The sequence below is a fragment of the Streptomyces sp. NBC_01341 genome (assembly GCF_035946055.1).
In the GTDB taxonomy this organism is placed as follows: Bacteria; Actinomycetota; Actinomycetes; order Streptomycetales; family Streptomycetaceae; genus Streptomyces.
This window is the reverse complement of the sequence record NZ_CP108364.1, coordinates 2,663,325-2,689,578: the sequence shown is the minus strand read 5'-3', so window position 1 is coordinate 2,689,578 and position 26,254 is coordinate 2,663,325. Positions and strand designations below refer to the sequence as shown.

The window sequence follows — 26,254 nt, the reverse complement described above, 5'->3', positions numbered from 1 at the left end:
TCTCCCCTCCCGCCCCACACCTTCCTCAAGGAGACACCGGACATGACCCGCCAATCCCCCGCACCGGCACCGCGCCGTCGGCACCGAAGGGGTGCGCGATGAGGGTTCTGCTGCTCGGAGCCAACGGATTCCTCGGCCGCTTCGTCGCGGACCGGCTGCTCGCCGACCCGGCCGTGCACCTCACGGCGCTCGGCCGCGGCGACGACGCCGACGTGCGGTTCGACCTCGCCGGCGGCAGCCCGGGTGCGCTCACCCGCTTCCTGGACGCCGTCCACCCGGGGGTCGTCGTCAACTGCGCGGGTGCCACCCGGGGAGGCGCCCGCGATCTGACCCGGCACAACACCGTCGCGGTCGCCACGGTCTGCGAGGCCATGCGCCGCAGCAGCTGCAGCGCCCGGCTCGTCCAGGTCGGCTGCGCCTCCGAGTACGGGCCTTCGCAGCCCGGCTCGTCCACCGCCGAGGACGCGGTACCCCGTCCCGGCGGCCCGTACGGCGTCAGCAAGCTGGCCGCCACCGAACTCGTCCTCGGCTCCGGTCTGGACGCGGTCGTGCTGCGGGTCTTCTCCCCGGTCGGGCCCGGCACTCCCGCAGGCTCCCCGCTGGGCAGGCTCGCGGAGACGATGCGGCGCGCCATGCAGGCCGGCGACCCCGAGCTCAAGCTCAGCGGCCTCGGGGTGCAGCGCGACTTCGTCGATGTACGGGACGTGGCGCGAGCCGTGCACGCGGCCTCGCTCTCCGCCGCCCAGGGCGTGGTCAACATCGGTACGGGCCGGGCCGTACGGCTGCGTGACGCGGCCGCCGTCCTCGCCCGGGTGGCCGGATACACCGGCGCGCTGCACGAGCTGGACACGCCTCCCTCCCGGCTGCCGATCGGAGCTCCGCGGGCCTCGGCGGAATCCGTGGTGGAGCAGCTGGCCGTCACCCCGTCGCCCTACCCCGACGGCTGCGGAGCCTGGCAGCAGGCCGACGTACGCACCGCCCGGGACCGGCTGGGCTGGCGCCCCCGCATCAACCTGGAGGAGTCCCTCGCCGACATCTGGATGGAGGCGGCGTGCCGCATCTGACCCGGCCCGGAGCCGCCGTGCGGACCGGTGGCGCCGAGCAGCTGGGCGTGGGCGTGCCCGGCTACGCCCACCCGTTGCTCGCACCCGCCGAATGGGCCGGGCTCAGCAGGCCCGGCACACCCCTGCACTGGGCGGTGCTCAACATCGACGACGGGCCGGGCACCCGGCCCGACCCGCACTGCCTGGAGGCGGCCGGCCGGCTGCGGAACGCCCGCGAGCGTGCCCTGCACGGGGAGGTGCCCGACGACGCCGTCCGGGCGGCGGGCGGCCGGCTGCTGGGTCACCTCGACCTGGCCTTCGGGGGCCGTCCTTTCGGCGAGATCGTCGCCGACGCCCAGTCCTACCTCGACTGGTACCGCGTCGGCGGCTTCTATCTCGACCGCTGCCCGGGCGGGCGCGACCTGCTCCCGGCGGTCCGCCGTCTGACCAGTACCCTCAGCGGGCTCCTGGCCGACAGCGACCGCGTGGACCCGGCGGGCGGGCGGCTGGTCCTGGGCCACGACACCCATCCGTATCCGGGGTACGCGGAGGCCGCCGACCAGCTGGTGACCTTCCGCGGTGCGTGGGCCGACTACCGCTGGTCCCAGGTGGCCGAGTGGACCGCGGGTTACGAGCCGGGCCGCTTCGCCCACTTCGTGCACGGCGTCCCGCGCACCCACCTCGAGGAGGCCATGCGGATCGCCCGCTGGCAGGGCGCGGGCACGGTCTTCTTCACGGACCGGGACGGCATGAGGGGACAAACCGACCCATTCGAGACGCTGCCCAGCTACTGGGACGAATTCGTCTCGCGGATCGGACCTGGTATCTCGGAATGACAGGCGGCGTGGCAGTGTTACGGGAGAACAACCGTACGTTGATGAAGTACGTAGAAACCGACCACCTGCATTGTTGAGGTTCGTGTGTCGCTGCCACCCCTGGTCGAGCCGGCTGCCGAGCTCACCGTCGATGAGGTCCGCAGGTACTCCCGCCACCTGATCATCCCGGATGTCGGGATGGACGGTCAGAAGAGGCTGAAGAACGCCAAGGTGCTCTGTGTCGGCGCCGGCGGCCTCGGTTCGCCGGCCCTGATGTACATGGCCGCGGCCGGTGTCGGCACGCTCGGCATCGTCGAGTTCGACGAGGTCGACGAGTCGAACCTGCAGCGTCAGGTCATCCACAGTCAGGCCGACATCGGCAAGTCCAAGGCCCAGTCCGCCAAGGAGACCGTGCAGGGGATCAACCCCCTGGTCAACGTCGTCCTTCACGAGGAGCGGCTCGAAGCCGACAACGTGATGGACATCTTCGCGCAGTACGACCTGATCGTGGACGGCACGGACAACTTCGCCACCCGCTATCTCGTCAACGACGCCGCGGTCCTGCTGAACAAGCCGTACGTCTGGGGCTCGATCTACCGCTTCGACGGCCAGGCGTCCGTGTTCTGGTCCGAGCACGGACCTTGCTACCGCTGCCTCTACCCGGAGCCGCCGCCGCCCGGCATGGTCCCCTCCTGCGCCGAGGGCGGTGTCCTGGGTGTGCTCTGCGCGTCCATCGGCTCCATCCAGGTCAACGAGGCCATCAAGCTGCTCGCCGGCATCGGTGACCCGCTGGTCGGCCGTCTGATGATCTACGACGCGCTGGAGATGCAGTACCGCCAGGTCAAGGTCCGCAAGGACCCCGACTGCGCGGTCTGCGGAGAGAACCCCACCGTCACCGAGCTCATCGACTACGAGGCCTTCTGCGGCGTCGTGTCCGAGGAGGCCCAGGAGGCGGCGGCCGGTTCCACGATCACTCCCAAGCAGCTCAAGGAGTGGATCGACGGCGACGAGAAGATCGAGATCATCGACGTCCGCGAGCCGAACGAGTACGAGATCGTCTCGATCCCCGGCTCCCGGCTGGTCCCGAAGAACGAGTTCCTCATGGGCAACGCCCTCCAGGACCTTCCCCAGGACAGGCGCATCGTCCTGAACTGCAAGACCGGCGTCCGCAGCGCCGAGGTTCTCGCGGTCCTCAAGTCGGCGGGCTTCGCCGACGCGGTGCACGTCGGCGGCGGCGTCATCGGCTGGGTCAACCAGATCGAGCCCGAGAAGCCGGTCTACTAGGGTCAGTCGCTTGGATCAGGCTGGATCAGCGTGCGGTGCCAGGCCCCGCGGAGCCCAGCTTGATCCGAACGAGAGTCCCTGGACCGGGCACGACCTGTGAAGGGCCGGTTCCGTGCGGAGCCGGCCCTTTCGCATGCCCGCCGGCCCCGTCTCCCTGCTTCCCCGGGTCTCCGGGCGTCAGGAGCAGGTGCGTCCGTCCGCCGGTACCTCGCCGTCCAGGAAGTAGGCGTCGACCAGCGAGGTCACACAGGTGCTCTCGCCGTACGCCCCGTGCCCCTCGCCCTTGTTGGTCACCACGACGCCGACCCCCTCGCCCAGTTCGTCCGCCATCCGCCGCGCGCCCTCGTACGGCGTCGCCGGGTCGCCGGTCGTGCCGATGACCAGGATCGGGGCGGCGCCCGGGGCCGAGGTCTCGGGGGTGTCGTGCTCGCCCTCGACCGGCCACCCCGCGCACCAGCCGGCCGTGTCCCAGGCGAGGAACGGGCCGAAGACGGGTGAGAGCCTCCGGAACTCGGGGAGGAGCGCGCGGGCCTCGGAGGCCGTGGGTCTCGCCCTGGTGTCGGCGCAGGAGATCGCCCGCTGCGCGTGGTTCTGGGTGTCGTAGTGCCCGTTCCCGTCGCGGCCGTTGTACGAGTCGGCCAGTTCCAGCAGGCGGTCGCCCCTGCCGCTGTTCTCGGCCTCGTCGAGCGCGGCCGTCAGCGACGGCCAGCCGCTCTTCGAGTAGAGGGGCGTCACGATGCCGGTGACCGCGAGCGATTCGTTGAGCTCGCGGCCGGAGGAGGTCGGCAACGGATCGCCGTCGAGCCGCCCGAGCAGGGCGGCCGTGCGGCGGGTGCCCGCCTCGGGGTCCCGGCCGCTGTCCCGGAAGTAGTTCTCCAGAGCCCGCTGGAAGCCCGTCGCCTGGTTGCGGGCGTGGCCCACGGAGTCCGCGGTCGGATCGACCACGGCGTCCAGCACGACCCGGCCGACGCGCTCCGGGAACAGGTGGGCGTAGGTGCCGCCGAGCTCCGTGCCGTACGAGATGCCGAAGTACGACAGCTTCCCGTCACCGAGCGCGGCGCGGATCAGGTCCATGTCCCGGGCGGCGCTCGTCGTACCGACGTGCGGGAGCACCGTGCCGGAGAGCCGCTCGCAGCCCGCACCGAAGGCCGTGCCGTCCGCGACGAACGCGGCCTCCTCGGCGGACGTGTCCGGGGTCATGTCGATCTCGCGGTAACTCTTCTCCTGCTCCTCGTCGTCGCGGCAGCGGACCCCTTCACTGGCCGCGACTCCACGCGGGTCGAAGCCCACCAGGTCGTAACGGGTGTTCAGCTCCCCGTACGAGGCGGCCGCACGCGGCAGGATACCGACGCCGGAACCGCCGGGGCCGCCGAAGTCGAAGAGCATCGAACCCAGCCGCTCGCTCTTCCTGGTGGCCGGTTTGCGGATCAGGGCGATCCCGATCGTCCTCCCGTCCGGTTCCGCGTGGTCGAGGGGGACCCGGACGGTCGCGCACCGCCAGGCCGGGCCGGGCGCCTCGCCGCCCTCCGGGGCCCGGCATCGCCTCCAGTCCAACGGCCGGGACGACGCGGACGCTCCGGCCGGGGAGCCGTCCGACGCCTGCGGGCGCGGCCCCTTCGACGCCGGGGGAGACGTCGGGCCGCTGTCGCAGCCCGCGAGCAGCGCCGTCGTCAGCAGTGCGGCGCAGGCCGCGGCCCCGGCGCCACGGGCCCTTCCGCGAACGCGCATCCTCATCCCCTCCCCGTCCCCGCCGGTGGCCCGGGCTCGTGCCGGGTACCGCTGTCAGGCCGTCCAACGAGCGGTCACCCGCAGACTGTTCCCGACTTGGGCACCTTGCCCTCCAGCAGGTAGCCGTCCACCGCCTTCTGCACGCAGGTGCTGCCGCCGTTGTACGCCCCGTGACCCTCGCCCTTGTAGGTGAGCTCGATCCCGACGCCCTTGCCGAGTTCCGTGGCCATCGCCTTCGCGCCGGCGTAAGGGGTCGCGGGGTCGCCGGTGTTGCCGATGACCAGGATCGGGGCCGATCCGGGCGCGCTGACGTCCGGCGTCTCCCAGGCACCCGTGACGGGCCACCCGGTGCAGGACATCAGGCCCCAGCCCAGGTAGTCACCGAAGACGGGCGAGGCCTCCCGGAAGCGCGGGAGCGCCTTCCTGGTCTGCTCCAGGGTGAAGCGCTGCCTGGAATCGGCGCAGTTGACGGCCGCGTTGGCGGCGTTGGAGTTGTCGTAGTGGCCGTCCTCGGAACGGCCGTTCAGCGAGTCGGCGAGCGCGAGCAGCAGTCCGCCGTTGCCGCCGTCCGCTTCGTCGAGCCCCTGTTCCAGCAGCGGCCAGGTTTCCTTGGAATAGAGGGCCGAGGCGATCCCGGTCGTGGCCTGGGTCTCCGTCAGCTCCCGCTCGCCCAGACCCGGGACGGGCTTCTTCTCCAGCTTGGCGAGGACGCCGGCGATCCAGTCCTGCACCTCCTTGGAGGTGGCCCCGGGGATCCGGCAGTCGTCGCGTTCGGCGCAGTCGGCGGCGAAGTTGTCCAGGGCGAGCTGGAAACCCTCCGCCTGGCCGAGCGAGGACTCCAGGGCGTCCTCCGTCGGGTCGACGACGGCGTCGAGGACGGCCCGTCCGACGTTCTTCGGGTACAGGTGCGCGTAGACGCCGCCGAGTTCGGTGCCGTAGGAGATCCCGAAGTAGTACAGCTTGTCGTCGCCGAGCACCTGGCGCAGCAGGTCCATGTCCCGGGCCGCGTTGGTCGTGCCGACGTACGGGAGCTCGTCCCCGGAATTCTTCTCGCAGTCCGCGATGTAGGACTCCTGGTCCTCGACGAAGGCCTTCTCCTCCTCGGCGTCGTCAGGGGTGCCGTCCTTCTCGTAGCGCGCGTCGAGCGTCTCGTCGTCCGAACACTCGACGCCTTCGCTCCGGCCGATCCCCCGGGGGTCGAAGCTCACCAGGTCGTACCGGGTGCGAAGAGTGTCGTAGTCCGTGCCGAAGGAAGGCAGCGTCGCGACACCGGAGGCTCCCGGACCGCCGAAGTTGAAGATCAGCGAACCGATCCGGCGGTCCTGGTTCCTGGCGACCGCACGGATGAGCGCCAGTTCGATGGTGCGGCTGTCCGGATCCGCGTAGTCGAGGGGCGCGTCCATGAAGGAGCACTGCCAGGCCGCGCCGCCCGGCAGGGGAGAGGGGGCCGTGCCCGTGCCCTGGGCGGCGTTGGGGGCCGGACAGGGCTTCCAGTCGAGCTTCTGGGAGGTCAGCTTCCGCGCCGTCGCGGTCGGCGCCGCGGTCGAGGCGACCGTCGGCGTCGATGTCCCGGACCCCCCGTCGTCGCCGTCGGAACATCCGGCCAGCGGCAGCAGCACGGTGGCGGTGGTGGCGAGGGCGGCGGCACGCAGGGCGGGGGAGGTCCTCATGGACCCATCGTGCGGCGGGACGTGGGGCACCGCGCGGGACGCGGTCCATGCGAGTGGCGCAGCCTCGCGCGCGTGTTCTAGAGCTCCCCCTTGCGCGTCAGCTGACTGAAGCAGATCCAGCCGGGGAGCACCGGCAGCCAGAGCGTCATCACGCGGTACAGGAGCACCGCCGGCGCCGCGACCTCCTTGGGGAGGCCGACCGCGATCAGTCCCAGCGTCAGCGCGCCCTCCACCGCGCCCACACCACCGGGGGTGGGCGCCGCGGACCCCAGGGCGTTGCCCGCGAGGAAGACGACCGCGATGCTGGCGTAGCTGAGCTGGGGGACGCCTGGGCCGCTGAACGCCCGGATCGACGCGTCGAGGCAGAGGACGAACAGACCCGTCAGCAGCACCATGCCGCCGATGCCGGTGATCAGTTTCTGCGGCCGCTGCACGACGTCCAGCATGCGCGGTACGACCCCGGCGAACAGCGACCGCACCCGGGTGACCACGAACTTCCTGAGGAACGGGATCGCGGTCACCACGAGCACGAGCACCGCGACCGTCAGCAGGCCCGCGATCACCGTCCTCGACGGGGTGAGCGAGTCCGGGGTCTTCTCCGTGCCCGTCAGGTATCCGAAGAGCGCCAGCAGGAGGATGTGACAGCCGAGGCCGAACAGCTGGGACGCGCCGACGCTCGCCACGGCGAGACCGGGGCGCACCCCCGCGCGCTGCAGGAAACGGGTGTTCAGCGCCACACCGCCGACCGCGGCGGGCGCCACGATCTTCACGAACGACCCGGCCACCTGCGCCAGCACCGTCTTCCCGAACGGCACCCGCTCGGGCACGAAGCCGAGCAGGCTCATCGCCGCGGCGACGTAGCTCAGCGCGGAGAAGCCCAGCGCCGCAGCCACCCAGCCCCACTCCGCCTGTTCCACCACCGTGCCGAAATCGGCCTCGGTGACCTGCGAGATCAGGAAGTAGGCGGCGATGGAACCCGCGATGAAGGTGAAGAGGGTGCGCGGCTTGATGCGCTCCAGCTGCACCGGTTCGACCGGGGCCTGCGGGCGGATCAGCAGCACCTGGCGCCGGATCTGCGCCAGCATGTCCTCCTCGCGGGCCTCTTCCAGGGCATCGTCTATCGCCCGCTTCTCCGCCTGCTTCTCGGTGCGGAGCGACTTGCGGACGGCCTTGCGGTCGCCGGACTCCGCGGTGTCGTGTTCCTCCGCCCTGGCCTGCTTGGCCGCCTGCGAGGCTTCCAGCACCGCCTCGCGCTCGCGCTGCGAACGTTCCCGGGCGAGCCTTCGCAGGGTCGCCCGGGTCGAGCGGCTCAGGGCGATCGGCTGGAGCAGCGGCAGGCAGTCGGCCACCGCGTCCGGCCCGAGGACGGCGAGAGCCCCGGCGACGGCCCGCTCCGCGCCCACCCGCAGTCCGGTGGTGGTCAGCAGCTGGGCGACGTCCATCCGCAGGATCAGGTCGCCCGCCGCGATCTCGCCGCCCCGCAGGTCCGTGACGAACACCGTGCCGGAACGATCCACCAGGATCGAGTCCCCGGTGAGTGTGCGGTGCGCGATGCGTCGCGACTGGAGCGCGCGCACCTGGCGCCAGGCGCCCCGCACCAGGTCGTCGGTGATCTCCTGGTCCTCCATCGAGTCCAGCGAGCGCCCGCCGATGTGCTCGTAGACCAGCATCACGGCGTCAGGGCCGAGCTCGGAGGTCGCGATCAGCTTGGGCGCGTTGGCTCCGGCGGCAATCGCGGCGTACGCGAGGAGCGCCTCTTGTTCCAGCGCCTGGCGCAGGGACTGGATGGAGCGGCGCTGGGTGATGCTGCGCAGGGTGAGCCTGCGCCACACCCGGTAGAAGAAGCCCTGGGCCTGCTGTTCACGGTCGACGACCGTCACGTCCAGCGGTGGCCCGTCCTCCAGGGTCACCAGATAGCGGCGCCCCCGGTCGCCCTGGTCGAGGTTGTCATGCGACTCCTCGGTACGCATCGCGGCCACCGGACGGAAGCCGACGTGGCGCAGACCGGCCATCAGATGCTGACCCGTGGGGCGGACGTTCGGTGACCCGACGGCGTACAGCGTGCCGTAGGCCACGGTCCAGCCGATCAGCACCGTGAGGACGATCGAGAACGGCGTGGTGTAGCCGCCGACCAGCATCGCGAAGGCGTCGAGGAGCAGCACCACCCACAGCACCACCCGCCACCTGGGTCTGCGGGCCATCCCCACCGCGGTCATATAGGCGATCACCGGGGCCAGATAGCCGTGCACGGGGTCGGTGAGCGCCGCCCCGGGCTGGGGCTGCGTCAGGGCGTCCCGGATCGTCCCGGAAGCCGATCTGGCCACCCAGAGGTCCGTGGCCAGGGTCACCCCGTGGGCCAGTACGGCGGCGAGGACGCCGTCCGCGATCCGCAGCCCGTCGCGTTTCACCAGGCGCTCGATCGCGAACGCGACCGGCACCAGGAGCACGGCGATGCTGGACACCAGGCCGGCGAGCTTGATCAGCAGATCGGGCGCCTGGTCCGTGCCCTTGGAGATGTCGTTCTCGAGCCCGGTGGTGGTCCCCTGCGCGAACGCCGCGATGGAGAACAGCAGCGCGATCGCGAGGACACCGATGAGGAGCCGCAGCAGATCGGACGGGCGGTGCACCCGGGCGGGCAGCAGAGGTTCGTCGCCCGACACCCGGTCGCTCAGCGCCGCGACGGAGGACAGCGTCGAGCCCGAGGCCCTCTCACGGGGCGGCTCCGGGGCACTCCCGGCCTCCGGTGAGCCGTCACGGCGGGTGCCGTCGGCAGGCTCGTCCGGGAAGTCGTCCGGCCCGCCGGACGGTGCTCCGGAGGTATCCGCGCGCGACTCCGCATCAGAGGCGTCCGCCGCCTTCGGTGGCTGCACGCCCTGCTCCTTCGTCGCCTCTGATGGATCTTCGTGTTCTCGTATCACCGGTCACCGCCCGCACGATGGTGGCACGGCCCGCAGACAGAGGGGGGCATCAGGGTGCATTGTGCGGGTGCGATGCGCAACACACGCGCCCCGGCGTGCGCCCGCGGGGTGGGCGACCGGGGCGACACCGGACGGGCCCGGCTGTCGGTGGCGTACGGCAGGATGGGACGGATGAGCGAAGACCGGACGAGCGGCGGACGGACGGGCACACCGCCCCCGGCCCCCGAACTGCCCGCCTACGCCGAGCGGGTCCTGGACGTCGCGGACCTGATCCCGCCCGGCCGCGTCATGACGTACGGCGACGTCGCCGAGTGGCTGGGCGACGGAGGACCGAGACAGGTCGGCCGGGTGATGGCCCTGTACGGCTCCGCGGGGCCCTGGTGGCGCGTGGTCCGGGCCGACGGTGCGCTGCTGCCGGGCCACGAACTGCGGGCGCTGGACCACTACCGCGAAGAGGGCACACCGCTGCGTACCGCCTCCCGGTCCTCGGACGGCCACCTCCCGCGCCTCGACATGCGGCGCGCCAGGTGGGACGGAACCTCCGCCGTCGGCCCCGGGACCGACGGCGACCGTGACTGAGGCCCGGACAGGAGCGGCTGCCGGCACGCGGACACGGGCGCGCGCGGTGTGCGGGGGGAGGGCGTCCACGCGCGCGGTGTGCGGGGGGAGGGCGAGAAAGCTCACATCCGACAGCTTCGGCCATCGTGCGCCGGAGGCACAGGCGGCTGGCCGGTGAGCGGGGCGCACCGGGTTCACATCTGACGCGGGACACGGCTCTCCCGCTGCGTCGCGTCCCCTCGACGGCGTAGCGTCATCCGGACGCGACACGCTTCGCTCCCTCGTTCGTTGTCCGTCATCACCGGGCCTTCACGGCTCCGGCCCGCACCACCCGGCCGTCACCCTTCGGGCCGGACCACCGCGCAGACCAGTACACCCATCAGGACCGGCGATCCACGTGAGCTCCTCCTCCACCACCCGGAACAGCCCGCACCGTCAGGCACGGCGGCGGGCTCCGGGCGCGTACCGACTGGTGCGGACACCCCCGGGCTCCGCGCGGCCCCCTCTCCTGGACGCCGCGCAGCGCGCCGTGGTCGACCACCGGGACGGCCCGCTTCTGGTCCTCGCGGGGCCGGGCACCGGAAAGACCACGACGCTGGTCGAAGCCGTCGCCCGGCGCGTGGCAGGAGGGGCCGACCCCGCCCGCATCCTGGTCCTCACCTTCAGCCGCAAGGCGGCGGTCGAACTGCGCGACCGGATGGCGGCACGGCTCGGCGGCGCCCGGGGGCCGCAGGCCACCACCTTCCACTCGTACTGCTACGCCCTGGTCCGGGCCCACCAGGACGCCGACCTGTTCGCCGATCCGCTCCGCCTGCTGTCCGGCCCCGAGCAGGACGTCACCGTCCGGGAACTCCTCGCCGGCCAGATCGGCCTGGAACGCACGGGGCTCGCCCATGTCCGCTGGCCGGACGAGCTGCGTGCCTGCCTGACCACCCGGGGCTTCGCCGACGAGGTGCGCGCGGTGCTGGCGCGCAGCCGGGAACTCGGCCTCGGCCCGGACGCGCTCGCCGACTTCGCCAGGCGCACCGGCCGCCCGGACTGGAGCGCCGCCGCACAGTTCCTCGCCGAGTACCTCGACGTCCTCGACGCCCAGGGTGTCCTCGACTACGCCGAGCTGGTCCACCGCGCTGTCCTCCTCGCGGAGCGCCCGGAGGTGGCAGCGGTGCTGGCCCGCAGCTACGACGCCGTGTTCGTCGACGAATACCAGGACACGGACCCCTCCCAGGTGCGCCTGCTGCACGCGCTCGCCGGAAATCGGGGGAGCGCCGTCCCCGGTGGCGGCGGCGGACGGACCCTGGTCGCCTTCGGTGACCCCGACCAGTCGATCTATGCCTTCCGGGGCGCCGACGTGAACGGCATCCTGGACTTTCCCGACGCCTTCCGTCGCGCCGACGGAGCGCGTGCCCCCGTCGGAGTCCTCACCACCTCGCGCCGGTCGGGCGCCCGGCTGCTCGCCGCCACCCGGCTGCTCACCCGCCGTATGCCGCTCACCCGTCTGCCCTCGGACAGGGTCCGCGCCCATCGCGAGCCGGCCGCCGCACGCGAGGGGGGGCGTGTCGAGGCGTACACCTATCCGACGGCCTCCGCCGAGCTGGAGAACATCGCCGATCTGCTCCGGCGCGCGCACCTGGAGGACGGCGTGCCCTGGCGGGACATGGCGGTCCTCGTACGCGCCGGGGGACGCTCGCTCCCGGCCGTGCGCCGGGCGCTCACCTCCGCCGGGGTCCCTCTGGAGGTGGACGGGGACGATCTCCCGCTGCGTCACGAACCCGCGGTCGCCCCGCTCCTGACGGCGCTGCGGACCGTGGCGACGGCGGCGCTCCCCGGCGGGGGGTCGACGTCCGGTATGCCGGAGTCATCCGAGTCATCCGAGTCATCCGAGTCATCCGAATCTGCCGGGTCATCCGCCGCGTCCGGGTCCGCGGAGTCCCGCGGCGTCTCCGGGGGCGGGGACGGCGGTGGCGCGGAGGGCGACGGGGCCCAGGGCGACGGCGGCGCGGGAGCCGGCCGGTCCGGCCCGCTCGACACCGAGACGGCCTTCGCCCTCCTCACCTCGCCCCTCGGTTCGATGGACGCCGCTGACCTGCGCCGCCTGGGCCGGGCCCTGCGCGACGAGGAACGGGCCGCCGGCAACCACGTGCCACCGCCGTCCGGCGAGCTGCTGGCCAGAGCTCTCGCCGAGCCCGAACGGCTGGTCACGCACGACCCCGCTTACGCCCGGGGCGCGCAGCGCCTCGGCGCGCTCCTGCGGAAGGCGCGCGAGCTCCTCGAGGGCGGCGGCACCGCCGAAGAGGCCCTGTGGACCCTGTGGAACGGCACCCCCTGGCCCGGCCGGCTCGAGCGCGCCGCACTGCGCGGCAGTGCGGGCGGGCGGAACGCCGACCGGGACCTCGACGCCGTGTGCGCCCTCTTCGACACCGCCGCGCGGGCCGAGGAGCGTACCGGCGGGCGGGGTGCCCTCAACTTCCTCGAAGAGGTCGACGCCCAGGACATCGCCGCCGACACCCTGTCCCGGCGGGCCGTACGGCCCGACGCCGTACGCCTGATGACCGCGCACCGCTCCAAGGGCCTGGAATGGCCCCTGGTGGTCGTCGCCGGGGTGCAGGAGGGGCTCTGGCCGGACCTGCGACGGCGCGGATCGCTCCTGGAGGCGGACCGGATCGGCCGCGACGGCCTGGCGGAGCCGCTCACCCCGGGGGCGCTCCTGGCCGAGGAACGACGGCTGTTCTACGTCGCCGCCACCCGCGCCCGCGACCGCCTCGTCGTCACGGCCGTCAAGGCCCCCGCCGACGACGGCGACCAGCCCTCACGCTTCCTCACCGAGCTCGGTGCCGAGCCCCGGGACGTCACCGGCCGCCCCCGCCGGCCGCTCGCGGTGGCCGCGCTCGTCGCCGAGCTCCGGGCCACGACCGTCGACCCCGACGCCTCGGACGCCCTGCGCGACGCGGCGGCCCGGCGGCTCGCCCGGCTCGCGGCGCTCAGCGACGACGAGGGCCGGCCGCTCGTACCGGCCGCCCATCCGCACCGCTGGTGGGGGCTGAACGAGCCGACCCGCTCCGAGGTCCCGCTGCGCGACCGGGACCGCCCCGTCGCGCTCTCCGGGAGCGCGCTCGACCAGCTCGCCAACACCTGCGCCCTCCAGTGGTTCCTGGGCCGCGAGGTGAAGGCCGACGCCCCGGCGACGGCCGCCCAGGGCTTCGGCAACGTCGTCCACGTCCTGGCGGACGAGGTGGCCTCCGGACGCACCGCCGCCGATCTGGACGTGCTGATGGAACGGCTCGACTCCGTCTGGGACGGCCTGGTGTTCGACGCCCCGTGGAAGTCGCAGCAGGAGAAGGACCAGGCGCGCGCCGCCCTGGAGCGCTTCCTGAGCTGGCACGTCATGGACCGGTCCGGCCGCACCCCCGCGGCCAGCGAGCACGACTTCGACGTCACCCTCGAAGCGGGCGAGCACGCGGTGCGCATCCGGGGTTCCATGGACCGGGTCGAGCAGGACGCCGAGGGCCGGGCGTACGTCGTCGACTTCAAGACGGGCAAGGGGGCTCCGACCAGGGACGAGGTGGCTTCCCACCCCCAGCTCGCCGTGTATCAGCTGGCTGTCGGGGAAGGGGCCGTCGACGACGTCTTCGACGGCCGGCGCCCCGAATCCGGCGGAGCGGAGCTCGTACAGCTGCGCCAGCCCGCCCCGAAGAAGGAGGGCGGCGACGCCCTTCCCAAGGTGCAGGCCCAGGAGCCCCTCTCCGGGGAATGGGTCTCGGACCTGCTCGCCACGGCGGCCGGCCGGGTCCTGGACGAACGCTTCACCCCCACCACGGGTCAGCACTGCACCCACTGCTCGTTCCGGGCGTCGTGCAGCGCGCAGCCCGAAGGCCGTCAGATCATCGAATGATCTTTCCGGCGGCATCCGTGCGGGACGGTGTTGTCGGTGCGTCCGGTTAGCCTTCCTGGAGTGTCCTCCCGCATCACCGATCCCGAGCAGCTCAAGGAACTCCTCGGGATCCCCTTCACCCCGGAGCAGACGGCCTGCATCACCGCGCCGCCCGCTCCACAGGTGATCGTCGCCGGAGCCGGCTCGGGCAAGACGACGGTGATGGCCGCCCGGGTGGTGTGGCTGGTCGGGACCGGCCAGGTCGCCCCGGAACAGGTGCTCGGCCTGACCTTCACCAACAAGGCGGCCGGCGAGCTCGCCGAGCGGGTGCGGAAGGCCCTCGCCGCCGCCGGGGTCACCGACCCGGACGTCATCGACCCGGACAACCCTCCGGGCGAACCCAGCATCTCCACCTACCATGCCTTCGCCGGACGGCTCCTGACCGAGCACGGACTGCGCATCGGTCTCGAACCGACGACCCGCCTGCTCGCCGACGCCACCCGCTACCAGCTCGCCGCCCGCGTGCTGCGCGAGGCACCCGGCCCCTACCCGGCCCTCACCAGGTCCTTCCCGACCCTCGTCAGTGACCTGCTGGCCCTGGACGCCGAGCTCGCCGAACACCTCGTACCCCCCGGACAGCTCGCCGAGCACGACACCGGGCTGCTCCACGCGCTCGGGACGGCCAGGCTCACCAACGCCGAACTGCGGAAGATCCCCGAGACGGCCGAGGCCCGCCGCGAACTCCTCGGCCTGACCCGGCGCTACCGGGAGGCCAAGCGCGGCCGCGACCTCCTCGACTTCGGCGACCAGATCGCCCTCTCCGCCGAGCTGGCGCTCACCCGGCCCGAGGTCGGCGCGATCCTCAGGGACGAGTTCCGCGTCGTCCTGCTCGACGAGTACCAGGACACCTCCGTGGCCCAGCGGCTGCTCCTGGCCGCGCTCTTCGGCGGCGGGGGCGCCGACGGAACGGCCGGCCACGCCGTCACCGCGGTCGGCGACCCCTGCCAGGCGATCTACGGCTGGCGCGGTGCCTCCGTGGCCAACCTCGACGACTTCCCCGACCACTTCCCGCACGCCGACGGCACGCCCGCCACCCGCTACTCCCTCAGCGAGAACCGCCGCAGCGGAGGCCGCCTCCTCCACCTCGCCAACGGTCTCGCCGAGCCCCTGCGCGCCCTGCACGAAGGGGTCGAGGCGCTGCGCCCCGCACCCGGGGCCGAGCGGGACGGCATGGTCAGATGTGCCCTGCTGCGCACCCACGCAGAGGAGATCGACTGGCTGGGGGACTCGCTCGCCCACCTCGTACGCACGGGGACGGCACCCGGTGAGATCGCCGTCCTGTGCCGTAGCGCCGGGGACTTCCCCCGTATCCAGGCGGCCCTCGTCGCCCGGGACATCCCGGTCGAGGTCGTCGGCCTGTCCGGCCTGCTGCACCTGCCCGAGGTCGCCGACCTCGTCGCCGTCTGCGAGGTGCTCCAGGACCCGGGGGCGAACGCCTCCCTCGTCCGGCTGCTCACCGGCCCGCGCTGGCGCATCGGCCCCCGGGACCTCGCTCTCCTGGGGCGCCGGGCGCGCCTCCTCGTCCACCGTTCCACCCCGGGTGACGCGGACACCGACCCCGGGCGCCGCCTGGCCGAGGCCGTCGAGGGCGTGGACCCGTCCGAGGCGATATCGCTCGCGGACGCCCTCGACACCTTCCTGGAGTCCGCCGGGTCCGAGGACGACCAGCTGCCGTTCTCGGCCGAGGCCCGCGTCCGCTTCGCCCGTCTCGCCACCGAGCTCCGCGAGCTGCGCCGCTCGCTGGCCGACCCCCTCATGGACGTCCTGCACCGCGTCCTCGCGACGACCGGGCTCGAGGTGGAGCTCTCCGCCTCACCCCACGCCCTGGCCGCCCGCCGCCGTGAGACGCTCGCCAACTTCCTGGACGTAGCGGCCGGATTCGCCGCGGTGGACGGGGAAGCGAGCCTGCTCGCCTTCCTCGGCTTCCTGCGCACCGCCGCGCAGTACGAGAAGGGCCTGGACAACGCCCTGCCCGGCGGCGAGAACACCGTCAAGGTCCTCACCGCCCACAAGTCCAAGGGCCTGGAGTGGGACGTCGTCGCCGTCCCGGGGCTCGTCACCGGCCAGTTCCCCAGTACGCAGTCCCGGGACGCGTGGACCTCGCAGTCCCAGGTCCTCCCGCACGCCCTGCGGGGCGACGCGGTCACGCTCCCGGTCCTCCGGTCCTTCGACGCCAAGGGGCTCAAGGAGTTCAAGGAGGAGATGAAGGAGCACCAGCGCACCGAGGAACTCCGTCTCGGCTACGTCACCCTCACCCGCCCCCGGTCCCTGCTGCTCGGCTCCGGCCACTGGTGGGGCCCCTCCCAGAAGAAGCCCCGCGGCCCGTCCGCCTTCCTGGACGCGCTGTACGAGCACTGCGCGGCCGGGTACGGCGAGATCGAGGTGTGGGCGGACGAGCCGGAGACGGACGAGGAGAACCCGGCCCTCCAGGAGAAGGACGCCGGCCGGGCATGGCCACTCCCACTGGACGCCACGGCCCTGGCCCGCCGCCGTGCCGCCCGGGACACCGTGCTCGCTCACCTGGACACCCTCGCCGCCGCGCCCCCGGCGTCGGCGTACGAAGAGCCCGTGCGCGCGCGTGGGCAGCGCGCGTACGACGAGGAGCCGCCGTACGGGGACGAGGAGCCGCCGTACGGGGACGAGGAGCCGCCGTACGACGAGGCGGCCGCTCCGTACGACGACCCGTTCCCGGACGGCGGTGGGACGGCGTCCGGCGGTGGCGGGGCCGCCCGGCCTTCGCACCCCGCGCCTCACGTCCCCGCCGCCCGCGCCCCCGGCGACCCGGGCCACACCCCGGAGGAGTCCCGCACCCTCGCCTCCTGGGACCGCGACCTCGACGCCCTCGCCGGCGAACTGCGCCGTGCCCGCGCCACCGTCCGCGACGTCGTCGTCCCCTCCACGCTCTCCGCGACCCAGCTGCTGCACCTCGCCGACGACCCCGACGGCTTCGCCCGGGAGCTCGCACGCCCCATGCCCCGGGCCCCGCAGCCCGCAGCCCGCCGGGGGACCCGTTTCCACGCGTGGGTCGAGTCGCGTTTCGAGGAACTGCCGCTGCCCATGCTCGGCCCGGACGAACTCCCCGGGGGCGACGGAAGCGACGCGGAGATCGCGGACGAACGCGACCTGGCCGAGCTGAAGGACGCCTTCGAGCGCACCGAGTACGCCCGGCGCACGCCGTACCGCGTAGAGACGCCGTTCCAGATCGCCCTCGGGGGCCGGGTGATCCGCGGCCGTATCGACGCGGTCTACCGCACGGGGGACACCTACGAGATCGTCGACTGGAAGACCACCCGGCACCGGACGGCGGACCCGCTCCAGCTCGCGGTGTACCGCCTGGCCTGGGCCGAACTGCACGGTCTGCCGCTGGAAGCGGTCACCGCTACCTTCCTCTACGTGCGCACCGGGGAGACGGTCAGGCCCACCGGGCTGCCGGGCCGGGCGGAGCTGGAGAAGCTCCTGCTGGACGAGCCACCTCCGCGGGGCCGATAGGCTCATGAACATGAGCGACACCCCGGACAGCGCCGTCCGTACGTACACCGAGCAGCACCGCACAGCCTTCCTCGACGACCTCGCCGAGTGGCTGCGCATCCCGTCCGTATCCGCTCAGCCGGAGCACGCCGGGGACGTACGGCGCAGTGCCGAATGGCTGTCCGCCAAGCTCGCCGAGACCGGATTCCCGGTCACCGAGATCTGGGAGACACCCGGTGCCCCGGCGGTCTTCGCGGAGTGGCCCTCGGACGACCCGGACGCACCCGTCGTCCTCGTCTACGGACACCACGACGTGCAGCCCGCGGCCCGTGAGGACGGCTGGAACACCGACCCGTTCGACCCGGTGATCCGCGACGGCAGGATGTACGGGCGGGGCGCCGCGGACGACAAGGGCCAGGTGTTCTTCCACACACTCGGCGTCCGCGCCCACCTCGCGGCGACCGGCCGCACCACCCCGGCCGTGCACCTCAAGCTCCTCGTCGAGGGCGAGGAGGAGTCCGGTTCCCCGCACTTCCGCGCGCTGGCCGAGGAACGGGCGGCCCGGCTCGCAGCGGACGCCGTGATCGTCTCCGACACCGGCATGTGGGACGAGAACACCCCCACCGTCTGCACCGGCATGCGCGGCCTCGCGGAGTGCGAGATCGAGCTCCTCGGCCCCGGGCAGGACATCCACTCCGGATCCTTCGGCGGAGCCGTGCCCAACCCGGCGACCGCTCTCGCCCGGCTCGTCGCCGCCCTGCACGACGAGGACGGAAGGGTCGCGGTCCCGGGCTTCTACGACGGGGTCGCCGAACTCACCGAAACCGAACGGGCCCTCTTCGCCGAGCTGCCCTTCGACGAGGCGACCTGGCTTCGCACCGCCTCGTCGCGGGCCACCGCCGGCGAGGCCGGCTACTCCACGCTGGAGCGGGTCTGGGCCCGGCCCACCGCCGAGGTCAACGGCATCGGCGGCGGCTACCAGGGCGCGGGCAGCAAGACCGTCATCCCGTCGTCGGCCATGGTGAAGCTGAGCTTCCGGCTGGTCGCCGGCCAGGACCCGGACCACGTCCAGGAACTGGTCCGCGCCTGGGCCAAGAGCAGGATCCCGGCCGGCGTCCGGCACCGGATCACCTTCTCCCCGGCCACCCGCCCCTGTCTGACGCCCCTGGACCACCCCGCCCTCCAGGCGGTCGCCCGGGCCATGGGGCGGGCCTTCGGGACGAAGATCCTCTTCACCCGCGAGGGAGGCTCGGGACCGGCCGCCGACCTGCAGGACGTGCTCGGCGCACCCGTCCTCTTCCTCGGCATCTCCGTACCGTCCGACGGCTGGCACGGTCCCGACGAGAAGGTCGAGCTCGACCTCCTCCTCAAGGGCGTGGAGACCAGCGCCCATCTGTGGGGCGAGCTGGCCGCCGCACTCCGCTGAATCCTCTGAATGCCCGATCCACCCCCGGGGGAGTAGGAAGCACCTGTGAGCACCTTCGACAACGCCACCACAGACCGCCCGATCGGTCTCACCGCGCCCAGCGGCATCGACCGCGCCGCGCACCACCGGCTCGACGAGGCATGGCTCGCCGCGGCCTGGAGCCACCCGACTACCAGAGTCTTCGTCGTCTCGGGGGGCCAGGCGCTCATCGACGACACCGCGGACGGCGGCACCGAACTCGTCATGACGCCTGCTTTCGAGGCGCCGGTCACGGAGACCCACCGTTACTTCCTGGGCACCGACGAGGAAGGCGTGCGCTACTTCGCACTCCAGAAGGACTCGCTGCCGGGCCGCATGGACCAGTCCGCACGCCCCGCCGGGCTGCGTGAGGCGGGTCTGCTCCTCGGACCCCGCGACGCCGGGCTGATGGTGCACGCCGTGGCGCTGGAGAACTGGCAGCGGCTGCACCGCTTCTGCTCGCGCTGCGGCGAGCGCACCGTCATCGCCGCCGCCGGTCACATCCGCCGCTGCCCCGCATGCGGTGCGGAGCACTACCCGCGGACCGACCCGGCGGTGATCATGCTGGTCACCGACGACCAGGACCGCGCCCTCCTGGGGCGCCAGGTGCACTGGCCGGAGGGGCGTTTCTCGACGCTCGCCGGCTTCGTCGAACCGGGTGAGTCGATCGAACATTCGGTGGCCCGCGAGGTGTTCGAGGAGGCGGGGGTGACTGTCGGCGAGGTCGAGTACGTCGCCAGCCAGCCGTGGCCCTTCCCGTCCAGCCTGATGCTCGGCTTCATGGCCCGCGCCACCTCGTCCGAGATCACCGTGGACGGGGAGGAGATCGAGGAGGCCCGCTGGTTCTCGCGCGAGGAGCTGACGGCGGCCTTCGAATCCGGCGAGGTACTGCCCCCGTTCGGAGTCTCCATCGCCGCGCGCCTGATCGAGCTCTGGTACGGCAAGCCCCTTCCCCGGCCGGGCAACGCCGCCTGACGGGAGCGCCGCACGCGGCAGCCGGGTACGACGGAGGGCCCCCGCCGAGGCGGGGGCCCTCCGAGGATCGGGATCTCCCCGATCAGGCGCCGATCTTCTGCTTGACCTGGGCCAGCGACGGGTTCGTCAGCGTCGAACCATCCGGGAACAGTACGGTCGGGACCGTCTGGTTTCCGCCATTCGCCTTCTCGACAAAAGCTGCCGAATCCGGGTCCTGCTCGATGTTGACCTCGGTGTACGCGATCCCCTCGCGGTCCATCTGGCCCTTGAGCCGGCGGCAGTAGCCGCACCAGGTGGTGCTGTACATCGTCACAGTGCCCGGCATGTCGTCGGTGCTCCCTTGTCTCGTACGTCTCACTGGGAAGGCGGGCAAGTATGCTGACGCACCTTCCCGCATCCAGGCAACGCGCCTGACCCGAAGGCCATTCCCGCCCCCGCCCGGCCGGTACGACGAATGGCGGGCCCTGTGGACAACCGCCGCACCGCCCCCTTGCGACCTGGCAGCATGGCGGGGTGACAGCAGCAACGCACTCCACCCTGTTCCCCCGGGTCCCCGACTCCGCGGACGCCGTGCTCGACGGGCTCGACCCGGAGCAGCGCGAGGTCGCGCTGGCCCTGGGCGGACCCGTGTGCGTGCTGGCCGGAGCGGGCACGGGCAAGACGCGGGCGATCACCCATCGCATCGCCTACGGGGTGCGCGCCGGGATCCTCCAGCCGACGACCGTGCTCGCCGTCACCTACACCAACCGCGCGGCCGGTGAGATGCGCGGCCGGCTCCGGCAGCTCGGCGCGACCGGTGTCCAGGCCCGGACCTTCCACTCCGCAGCCTTGCGCCAGCTCCAGTACTTCTGGCCGAAAGCCGTCGGTGGCGAGCTCCCGCGCCTCGTGGAGCGCAAGGTCCAGCTGGTCGCCGAGGCCGCCGCGCGCTGCGGGATCCGGCTCGACCGCAACGAGCTGCGGGACGCCACGAGCGAGATCGAGTGGGCCAAGGTCACCCAGACCGTGCCGGCCGACTATCCGGCCGCCGTGGCGAAGACCCAGCGGGACGCCCCGCGCGACCCTGCCGAGCTCTCGCAGATCTACGGGATGTACGAGCAGCTGAAGCGCGACCGGTCGGTGATCGACTTCGAGGACGTGCTGCTGCTGACCGTCGGCATCCTGCAGGACCGGCACGACATCGCCGAGCACGTGCGCCGCCAGTACCAGCACTTCGTCGTCGACGAGTACCAGGACGTCAGCCCGCTCCAGCAGCGGCTCCTCGACCTCTGGCTCGGCGACCGGGACGATCTCTGCGTCGTCGGCGACGCCGGCCAGACGATCTACTCCTTCACCGGGGCCACCCCTGACCACCTGCTGAACTTCCGCACTCGCCACCCGAACGCGACCGTGGTCAAGCTGGTGCGGGACTACCGCTCCACACCGCAGGTCGTGCATCTGGCCAACGGCCTGCTGTCCCAGGCCCGTGGCAAAGCGGCCGAGCACCGCCTGGAGCTCGTCTCGCAGCGGGACAAGGGCCCCGAGCCCGTCTACACGGAGTACGCGGACGAACCCGCCGAGGCCGAGGGCACCGCCCGCCGGATCCGTGATCTGATCGCCGCAGGTGTCCCCGCCGGGGAGATCGCCGTGCTGTACCGGGTCAACTCCCAGTCCGAGGTCTACGAACAGGCCCTGGCGGACGCGGGCGTCCCCTACCAGCTGCGTGGGGCCGAACGCTTCTTCGACCGCCCCGAGGTACGGGAGGCGGGCGTCGCGCTGCGCGGCGCCGCACGCGCGGGGGGCAACGACTCGCTTCTCGACGGAGCCGACGACCTGCCGTCCGAGGTGAGAGCGGTGCTCTCCACCAAGGGGTGGACCTCCAAGCCGCCCGCCGGATCCGGCGCGGTGCGTGACCGCTGGGAGTCCCTTGCCGCACTCGTCCGGCTCGCCGAGGACTTCGAGCAGGCCAAACCGGGTGCGACGCTCTCCGACCTCGTGGCGGAGCTCGACGAGCGGGCCGCCGCCCAGCACGCGCCGACGGTCCAGGGCGTCACCCTGGCGTCGCTGCACTCGGCCAAGGGCCTCGAATGGGACGCCGCGTTCGTCGTCGGGCTGACCGAGGGCATGATGCCTATCGCCTACGCCAAGACCGACGAACAGGTCGAGGAGGAGCGCCGCCTCCTGTACGTCGGCGTCACCCGTGCCCGCTTCCACCTGTCACTGTCGTGGGCCGTGTCCCGGTCGCCCGGGGGTCGCGCCGGACGCCGGCCGACCCGCTTCCTGAACGGTCTCCGGCCCGGATCATCGGCGGCCGGCATGCGGGCGGGGACCGGCGGCGGCGGTGGCATCGACCGGGGAACCGGCACCGGTGCGGGCAGGAGCGCGGACGGCGCCGGTCGGGATGCGAGGGCGCGGCGCCGCGGGCCCGTGAGGTGCCGGGTCTGCGGCAGAACACTCACCGAAGCCGGCGAGATGAAGCTGATGCGCTGCGAGGACTGTCCTTCGGACATGGACGAGGCGCTGTTCGGACGTCTGCGGGAATGGCGCGCGGAGCGGGCGAAGGAGATCAGCCAGCCGGCCTTCTGCGTCTTCACCGACAAGACGCTGATGGCGATCGCCGAGGCGGTCCCGGCCGACGAGGCGGAGCTCGTCGTCATCCCGGGCGTCGGGAACCGGAAGCTGGCCAGGTTCGGAGCCGATGTGCTGACCATCTGCGCAGGTCGGACGCTGGATCCGGCATCGGGCGAGGATCACGGCGACGTGTGAGAAAAACTCGTCGAAAAAATAGTTTGCGCGGGCACCAGTCGTCACCATAGGTTCTTGTCCACGGGAACAGCGTCTTCTCTGAAGCCCTGAATCCGTGCTGTACTTATCCGAATACCGCAGGATCGGCCCCGGCCGGTCCCTTGAGACGCCGAGAGGAGGCGATTGTCGTGATCAGCATCATCAACACCATCAAAATGACCGATCCGTCGGTCGTCTCCACCTGCTCACTCGGCCTCGCCCGCTCCTCGGAGCTCTCGCTTCGTGGCACCGGTGTGTCCGGTATCGCCGCCGGCAGCCCGCTGTTCCTGGCGAGCCTGCCCGTGCGAGAGCGCAATGAGCGACCGACCCAGGCACCGGAAGCAGCAGTAGTGAAGGCACAGGCCTCGGCCTATGCCTTTGCGGCAGCCGGTGCCGGAGCCAAGAAGCAGACGACGCAGCACCACACGATGTGGGCCTTCCGTGGGCCTGAACCCTGGAGCGATCCAGCCTGATCCGGAATCAGGCCGGCGCCTTCAGGGCCGCGGAACCCCACTCGGGATCCGCGGCCCTTTTGTTTTGTCCGAACGGACGAGACGGCACGAAGGAGCCTCGGGACAAGCAGGACCTGGTACCCGCCACCAACCGGCCAACAGGCCGGCAGACCAGACGAGGACAACACCACCGTGCAACTCGAGACGCACGCCCCGTCCGTACCGCCTTCCGACACGATCGCCCCGCCCGGCTCCACGGAGGACTCCACCTTGATCCCCCTCACCGCGCTCACCGCGCTCGACGACGCCATCGAGAACCTCGGCGTACCCGTCCCCTGCCGTTCCTACGACCCCGAGGTCTTCTTCGCCGAGTCCCCGGCGGACGTCGAGTACGCCAAGTCCCTCTGCCGGACCTGTCCGCTCGTCGAGGCCTGCCTCGCCGGCGCCAAGGAGCGCCGCGAGCCGTGGGGCGTCTGGGGTGGCGAGCTCTTCGTCCAGGGCGTCGTCGTCGCCCGCAAGCGTCCGCGTGGCCGTCCGCGCAAGAACCCGGTCGCCGCGTGACCGCCGGCCTGGGGGTCATGTCCCCCGCACGAACGAAGCGCATCGGCACCATCGACCGTCCCCAGACTCATGACCCCCGAAATCAGGCACCAATGATCACCCCCACGAGGGAGCCCGTCGGCTCCGCGACCCCGGACGTCACCATCATCGGCGCGAACGACTCGCGTCAGAACAGGACCCGCGAAATGCAACTCATCCCAGAAGCCCTGGCCCGTGCGCATATGCACGAGCGCCTCAGGGAAGCCGAGCACGGTCGCCAGGCGGAGCGCCTGGTCGCCGCCCGGCGGATGCAGCGTCGTGCGGAGCGCGCCTCGATGCGTGCCCGCCGCGCGCTCGCCATGGCAGTCATGCACTGACAGCTTCACCAGCGGCGCTGAGCACCAAGGCCGCCCGGGCGCCGCTCGCCCGGGCAGCCGCCCTCCCCATCTGCGGGGCCGGTCCGATCGCGATCGGACCGGCCCCGCAGTGCGTTACGCCGTGCGCTCACTCGGCGACGGCGCTACCGTCGCGAAGTGGACGAGGAGACCGAGGATCCCGAGGCTCCGGCCGCTCCCGCGCTGTGCGCCAACTGCGGTACCTCGGCCGACGGCGGCACGCCGCCTGCCACCTGGCTCTGTTCCGTGGAGAACGGCAGACGGCGGTACTTCTGCGAGGCCTGTGCGCGCACCCACATCCGGGCCGTCGAGGGGCGGCTCGACTCCGACCTGTGGTGACGGGCGGGGCCGGGACCGGTTGCCCCGCACCATGAGCCGCGCGCATTCCCGCCTTCGTGGCCCGCCTCTTCGCTTCGCCGGAAGCCCACTGGATGCGACCCGACCGGTTGGGTGCCCGGGAGGCGCCCCGGACTTCCGCGGGAGGGGAACCCCTCGGTCACGCCGGACCCTGGTACACCGGCGCCCCGGTCCCCTGGCCCGCCCGCTCACCGGGCCGGCCGGCTCACTCACCCGGCCGGTCAACCAGCCGGGCGGCCAACCGGACCGGGCGGCTCACCGGACCGGATGGGCACACCGTGTCCGCTCAGGTGCCGCACCGGACCCCGCTCCTTGAACCAGCCTGCTCCGGACGAAACCCCTGAGCGTCGAAGCCTCTGAGCGTCGAAGCCTCTAAGCGTCGACCGGTGCCGTCTCCTGGGCTGCCGCCGGCGCATCCTCGTCCTCGGGGTACGGCTCGTCGGATTCCGCGTCGAGGACGAACCCGGGCAGCCAGGATTCCAGTTCGTCCCGAAGCCGTACGGTCGCGCCCAGTTGGCACAGCACACCGATCGTGCTGAGCGTGACCCGGTGTATCAGCAGATACGACGGCGGGAGGTTCAGCTGCTTCCCCAACTGGTGCGCGGGGGAACGAGGGTCTGCGATACGCCCGGCCTGGCTGCGCAACCAGGAGCGGGAGAAGGCGAATTCGTCCACCTGAGCCGGCTCGATGATCGGCAGGAGATAGTCCAGGACCGCGTCGGGTTCCAGCTCGATCGAGTCCTTGACGAATCCGTCCCCGCGGAGGGAGGCGTAGACGCCGTCGGCGTCGCCGTCCAGCGTCATCCGCAGGGCATCACCGATGGCGCGCGGCAGACCGCCCGGCAGACGGTCGACCGTGCCGAAGTCCAGAACCCCCAGGCGCCATCGGCCGAAGTCCCCGTCGAGCCCGGCGGCCCCGCCCGCAGTGTCCTCGTCGACGATGCCGGAATCGACGGTCCCCGAGCCGCCGGTGCCGGAATCGTCGGTGTCTGCCGGGGGCAGAAGCCGGAAGTTCCCCGGGTGAGGATCGGCGTGCAGCAGGCCGGTGCGGGCAGGCCCGGAGAACAGGAAGCGCGCCAGCAGCTGACCCGCCCTGTCCCGCTGCTCCTGCGTGCCGTCGGCGATCACCTCCGACAGCGGTATGCCCTCGATCCACTCCGTCACCAGGACCTGTTCCGACTGGTGCACCACTCCGGGGATCACCACGTCCGGGTCGCCGTCGAACTCCGCGGCGTGCTCCTGCTGGGCCGCCGCCTCCAGCTCGTAGTCCAGCTCCTCCGAGACGCGGTCGCGGAGCTCGGTGATGAGGGGCTTGATGTCCATGCCGGGAACCAGGGGGCCGAGCAGCCGTGCGAAGCGGCTGAGCTGCGTCAGGTCGGAGAGCAGCGCCTCCCCGGCCCCGGGGTACTGCACTTTGACGGCGACGGCACGTCCGTCGTGCCACACCGCGCGGTGGACCTGTCCGATCGACGCCGCGGCGGAGGGCTGATCGTCGAACTCTTCGAAGAGGTCCCGCCAGTCCTCGCCCAGCCTTTCCGCCAGCACCTTGTGGACGGTGCGGGTCGGCATCGGCGGGGCCGCCTCCTGCAGCTTGGTGAGAGCCGCGCGATACGGGCCGGCGATGTCCTCCGGGAGGGCGGACTCGAAGACCGACAGCGCCTGCCCGAGCTTCATCGCACCGCCCTTCAGCTCGCCCAGGACCTTGAAGAGCTGGTCTGCCGTGCGCTGCTGGACCTCCCGGGCCACGATCTCGGCGGACTTGCCGCCGATCCGCTTGCCCAGACCCCATGTGGCACGGCCGGCGAAGCCCAGCGGCAGAGCAGCCAGCTTCGCGGTACGGGTGACCGCCTTCCGCGGAAGATCAGACATGTGCCCCTCCAGTTCCCTGACTGTCGTGCCGGGTGAATCCCGGGCCCGCT

Annotated in this window: 18 protein-coding genes; 13 read left to right on the top strand and 5 right to left on the bottom strand. The window is 72.3% G+C overall.

The features are described 5' to 3' along the window. Nucleotides 1-98: 98 nt before the first annotated feature. The 3 genes from OG206_RS11435 (at nt 99) to moeZ (ending at nt 3,142) form a co-directional block, all read left to right on the top strand. Nucleotides 99-1,064 carry an NAD-dependent epimerase/dehydratase family protein gene (locus OG206_RS11435; RefSeq protein WP_327114950.1) on the top strand — a complete coding sequence of 322 codons (966 nt, stop codon included), beginning with the start codon at nt 99-101 and terminating at the stop codon, nt 1,062-1,064. Further along, nucleotides 1,052-1,879, top strand: a complete 828-nt coding sequence (locus OG206_RS11430) for a spherulation-specific family 4 protein (protein ID WP_327114948.1) — start codon at nt 1,052-1,054, stop codon at nt 1,877-1,879. The genes OG206_RS11435 and OG206_RS11430 overlap by 13 nt, the downstream gene beginning before the upstream one ends. A gap of 84 nt (nt 1,880-1,963) precedes the next feature. After that, nucleotides 1,964-3,142, top strand: a complete 1,179-nt coding sequence (gene moeZ / locus OG206_RS11425) for an adenylyltransferase/sulfurtransferase MoeZ (RefSeq protein WP_327114946.1) — start codon at nt 1,964-1,966, stop codon at nt 3,140-3,142. Between the two features lie 177 nt (nt 3,143-3,319). Here the strand turns inward: moeZ and OG206_RS11420 are convergent, their stop codons facing one another. The 3 genes from OG206_RS11420 to OG206_RS11410 all read right to left on the bottom strand — a co-directional run bounded on the left by OG206_RS11420 (nt 3,320) and on the right by OG206_RS11410 (nt 9,410). Then, nucleotides 3,320-4,870 carry an alpha/beta hydrolase gene (locus tag OG206_RS11420; protein ID WP_327114944.1) on the bottom strand — a complete coding sequence of 517 codons (1,551 nt, stop codon included), beginning with the start codon at nt 4,868-4,870 and terminating at the stop codon, nt 3,320-3,322. Between the two features lie 74 nt (nt 4,871-4,944). Beyond that, entirely contained in the window at nt 4,945-6,540 is a 1,596-nt protein-coding gene (locus OG206_RS11415; protein WP_327114942.1) for an alpha/beta hydrolase, read from the bottom strand. A 77-nt stretch (nt 6,541-6,617) separates the two neighbouring features. Next, nucleotides 6,618-9,410 (bottom strand): lysylphosphatidylglycerol synthase domain-containing protein, encoded by a 2,793-nt coding sequence (locus tag OG206_RS11410; RefSeq protein WP_327114940.1) that lies wholly within the window; start codon nt 9,408-9,410, stop codon nt 6,618-6,620. A gap of 219 nt (nt 9,411-9,629) precedes the next feature. Between OG206_RS11410 and OG206_RS11405 the strand changes: the two genes are divergently transcribed. The 5 genes from OG206_RS11405 to nudC all read left to right on the top strand — a co-directional run bounded on the left by OG206_RS11405 (nt 9,630) and on the right by nudC (nt 19,831). Continuing rightward, nucleotides 9,630-10,037 carry an MGMT family protein gene (locus tag OG206_RS11405; protein ID WP_327122241.1) on the top strand — a complete coding sequence of 136 codons (408 nt, stop codon included), beginning with the start codon at nt 9,630-9,632 and terminating at the stop codon, nt 10,035-10,037. A gap of 376 nt (nt 10,038-10,413) precedes the next feature. Next, nucleotides 10,414-13,905 carry an ATP-dependent helicase gene (locus tag OG206_RS11400; protein ID WP_327114938.1) on the top strand — a complete coding sequence of 1,164 codons (3,492 nt, stop codon included), beginning with the start codon at nt 10,414-10,416 and terminating at the stop codon, nt 13,903-13,905. Nucleotides 13,906-13,965: 60 nt separating this feature from the next. Next, nucleotides 13,966-17,433: a UvrD-helicase domain-containing protein gene (locus tag OG206_RS11395; protein ID WP_327114936.1), complete on the top strand. Its 3,468-nt coding sequence runs from the start codon at nt 13,966-13,968 to the stop codon at nt 17,431-17,433. Between the two features lie 10 nt (nt 17,434-17,443). Then, nucleotides 17,444-18,838, top strand: a complete 1,395-nt coding sequence (locus tag OG206_RS11390) for a dipeptidase (RefSeq protein WP_327114934.1) — start codon at nt 17,444-17,446, stop codon at nt 18,836-18,838. Nucleotides 18,839-18,883: 45 nt separating this feature from the next. After that, complete coding sequence (gene nudC / locus OG206_RS11385) at nt 18,884-19,831, top strand: NAD(+) diphosphatase (RefSeq protein ID WP_327114932.1); 948 nt, start codon at nt 18,884-18,886, stop codon at nt 19,829-19,831. Nucleotides 19,832-19,913: 82 nt separating this feature from the next. On the opposite strand, the gene OG206_RS11380 is transcribed toward nudC, so the two are convergent. Beyond that, nucleotides 19,914-20,156 (bottom strand): mycoredoxin, encoded by a 243-nt coding sequence (locus OG206_RS11380; RefSeq protein WP_203182343.1) that lies wholly within the window; start codon nt 20,154-20,156, stop codon nt 19,914-19,916. 188 nt (nt 20,157-20,344) lie between these two features. On the opposite strand from OG206_RS11380, the gene OG206_RS11375 reads away from it, so the two are divergent. The 5 genes from OG206_RS11375 to OG206_RS11355 all read left to right on the top strand — a co-directional run bounded on the left by OG206_RS11375 (nt 20,345) and on the right by OG206_RS11355 (nt 24,317). Next, nucleotides 20,345-22,573, top strand: a complete 2,229-nt coding sequence (locus OG206_RS11375; protein ID WP_327114928.1) for an ATP-dependent DNA helicase UvrD2 — start codon at nt 20,345-20,347, stop codon at nt 22,571-22,573. A gap of 167 nt (nt 22,574-22,740) precedes the next feature. After that, nucleotides 22,741-23,064 (top strand): hypothetical protein, encoded by a 324-nt coding sequence (locus OG206_RS11370; RefSeq protein ID WP_327114926.1) that lies wholly within the window; start codon nt 22,741-22,743, stop codon nt 23,062-23,064. Between the two features lie 171 nt (nt 23,065-23,235). Then, nucleotides 23,236-23,604 carry a WhiB family transcriptional regulator gene (locus tag OG206_RS11365; RefSeq protein WP_327114924.1) on the top strand — a complete coding sequence of 123 codons (369 nt, stop codon included), beginning with the start codon at nt 23,236-23,238 and terminating at the stop codon, nt 23,602-23,604. A 17-nt stretch (nt 23,605-23,621) separates the two neighbouring features. Beyond that, on the top strand, nt 23,622-23,960 hold the full coding sequence (locus OG206_RS11360) for a hypothetical protein (protein WP_327122240.1): 339 nt from the start codon (nt 23,622-23,624) through the stop codon (nt 23,958-23,960). Nucleotides 23,961-24,116: 156 nt separating this feature from the next. Further along, on the top strand, nt 24,117-24,317 hold the full coding sequence (locus OG206_RS11355) for a hypothetical protein (RefSeq protein ID WP_327114922.1): 201 nt from the start codon (nt 24,117-24,119) through the stop codon (nt 24,315-24,317). Nucleotides 24,318-24,707: 390 nt separating this feature from the next. Here OG206_RS11355 and OG206_RS11350 read toward each other — a convergent pair whose 3' ends face one another. After that, nucleotides 24,708-26,204 (bottom strand): ABC1 kinase family protein, encoded by a 1,497-nt coding sequence (locus OG206_RS11350; protein ID WP_327114920.1) that lies wholly within the window; start codon nt 26,202-26,204, stop codon nt 24,708-24,710. Between the last annotated feature and the right edge of the window lie 50 nt (nt 26,205-26,254).

What these genes read in the sequence shown, in the direction of transcription:
- OG206_RS11435 (WP_327114950.1), top strand. Translation starts at nt 99, where the DNA reads ATGAGGGTTCTGCTGCTCGGAGCCAACGGATTCCTCGGCCGCTTCGTC.
- OG206_RS11420 (WP_327114944.1), bottom strand. Translation starts at nt 4,870, where the DNA reads ATGCGCGTTCGCGGAAGGGCCCGTGGCGCCGGGGCCGCGGCCTGCGCC.
- OG206_RS11415 (WP_327114942.1), bottom strand. Translation starts at nt 6,540, where the DNA reads ATGAGGACCTCCCCCGCCCTGCGTGCCGCCGCCCTCGCCACCACCGCC.
- OG206_RS11405 (WP_327122241.1), top strand. Translation starts at nt 9,630, where the DNA reads ATGAGCGAAGACCGGACGAGCGGCGGACGGACGGGCACACCGCCCCCG.
- OG206_RS11390 (WP_327114934.1), top strand. Translation starts at nt 17,444, where the DNA reads ATGAGCGACACCCCGGACAGCGCCGTCCGTACGTACACCGAGCAGCAC.
- OG206_RS11380 (WP_203182343.1), bottom strand. Translation starts at nt 20,156, where the DNA reads ATGCCGGGCACTGTGACGATGTACAGCACCACCTGGTGCGGCTACTGC.
- OG206_RS11360 (WP_327122240.1), top strand. Translation starts at nt 23,622, where the DNA reads ATGTCCCCCGCACGAACGAAGCGCATCGGCACCATCGACCGTCCCCAG.
- OG206_RS11350 (WP_327114920.1), bottom strand. Translation starts at nt 26,204, where the DNA reads ATGTCTGATCTTCCGCGGAAGGCGGTCACCCGTACCGCGAAGCTGGCT.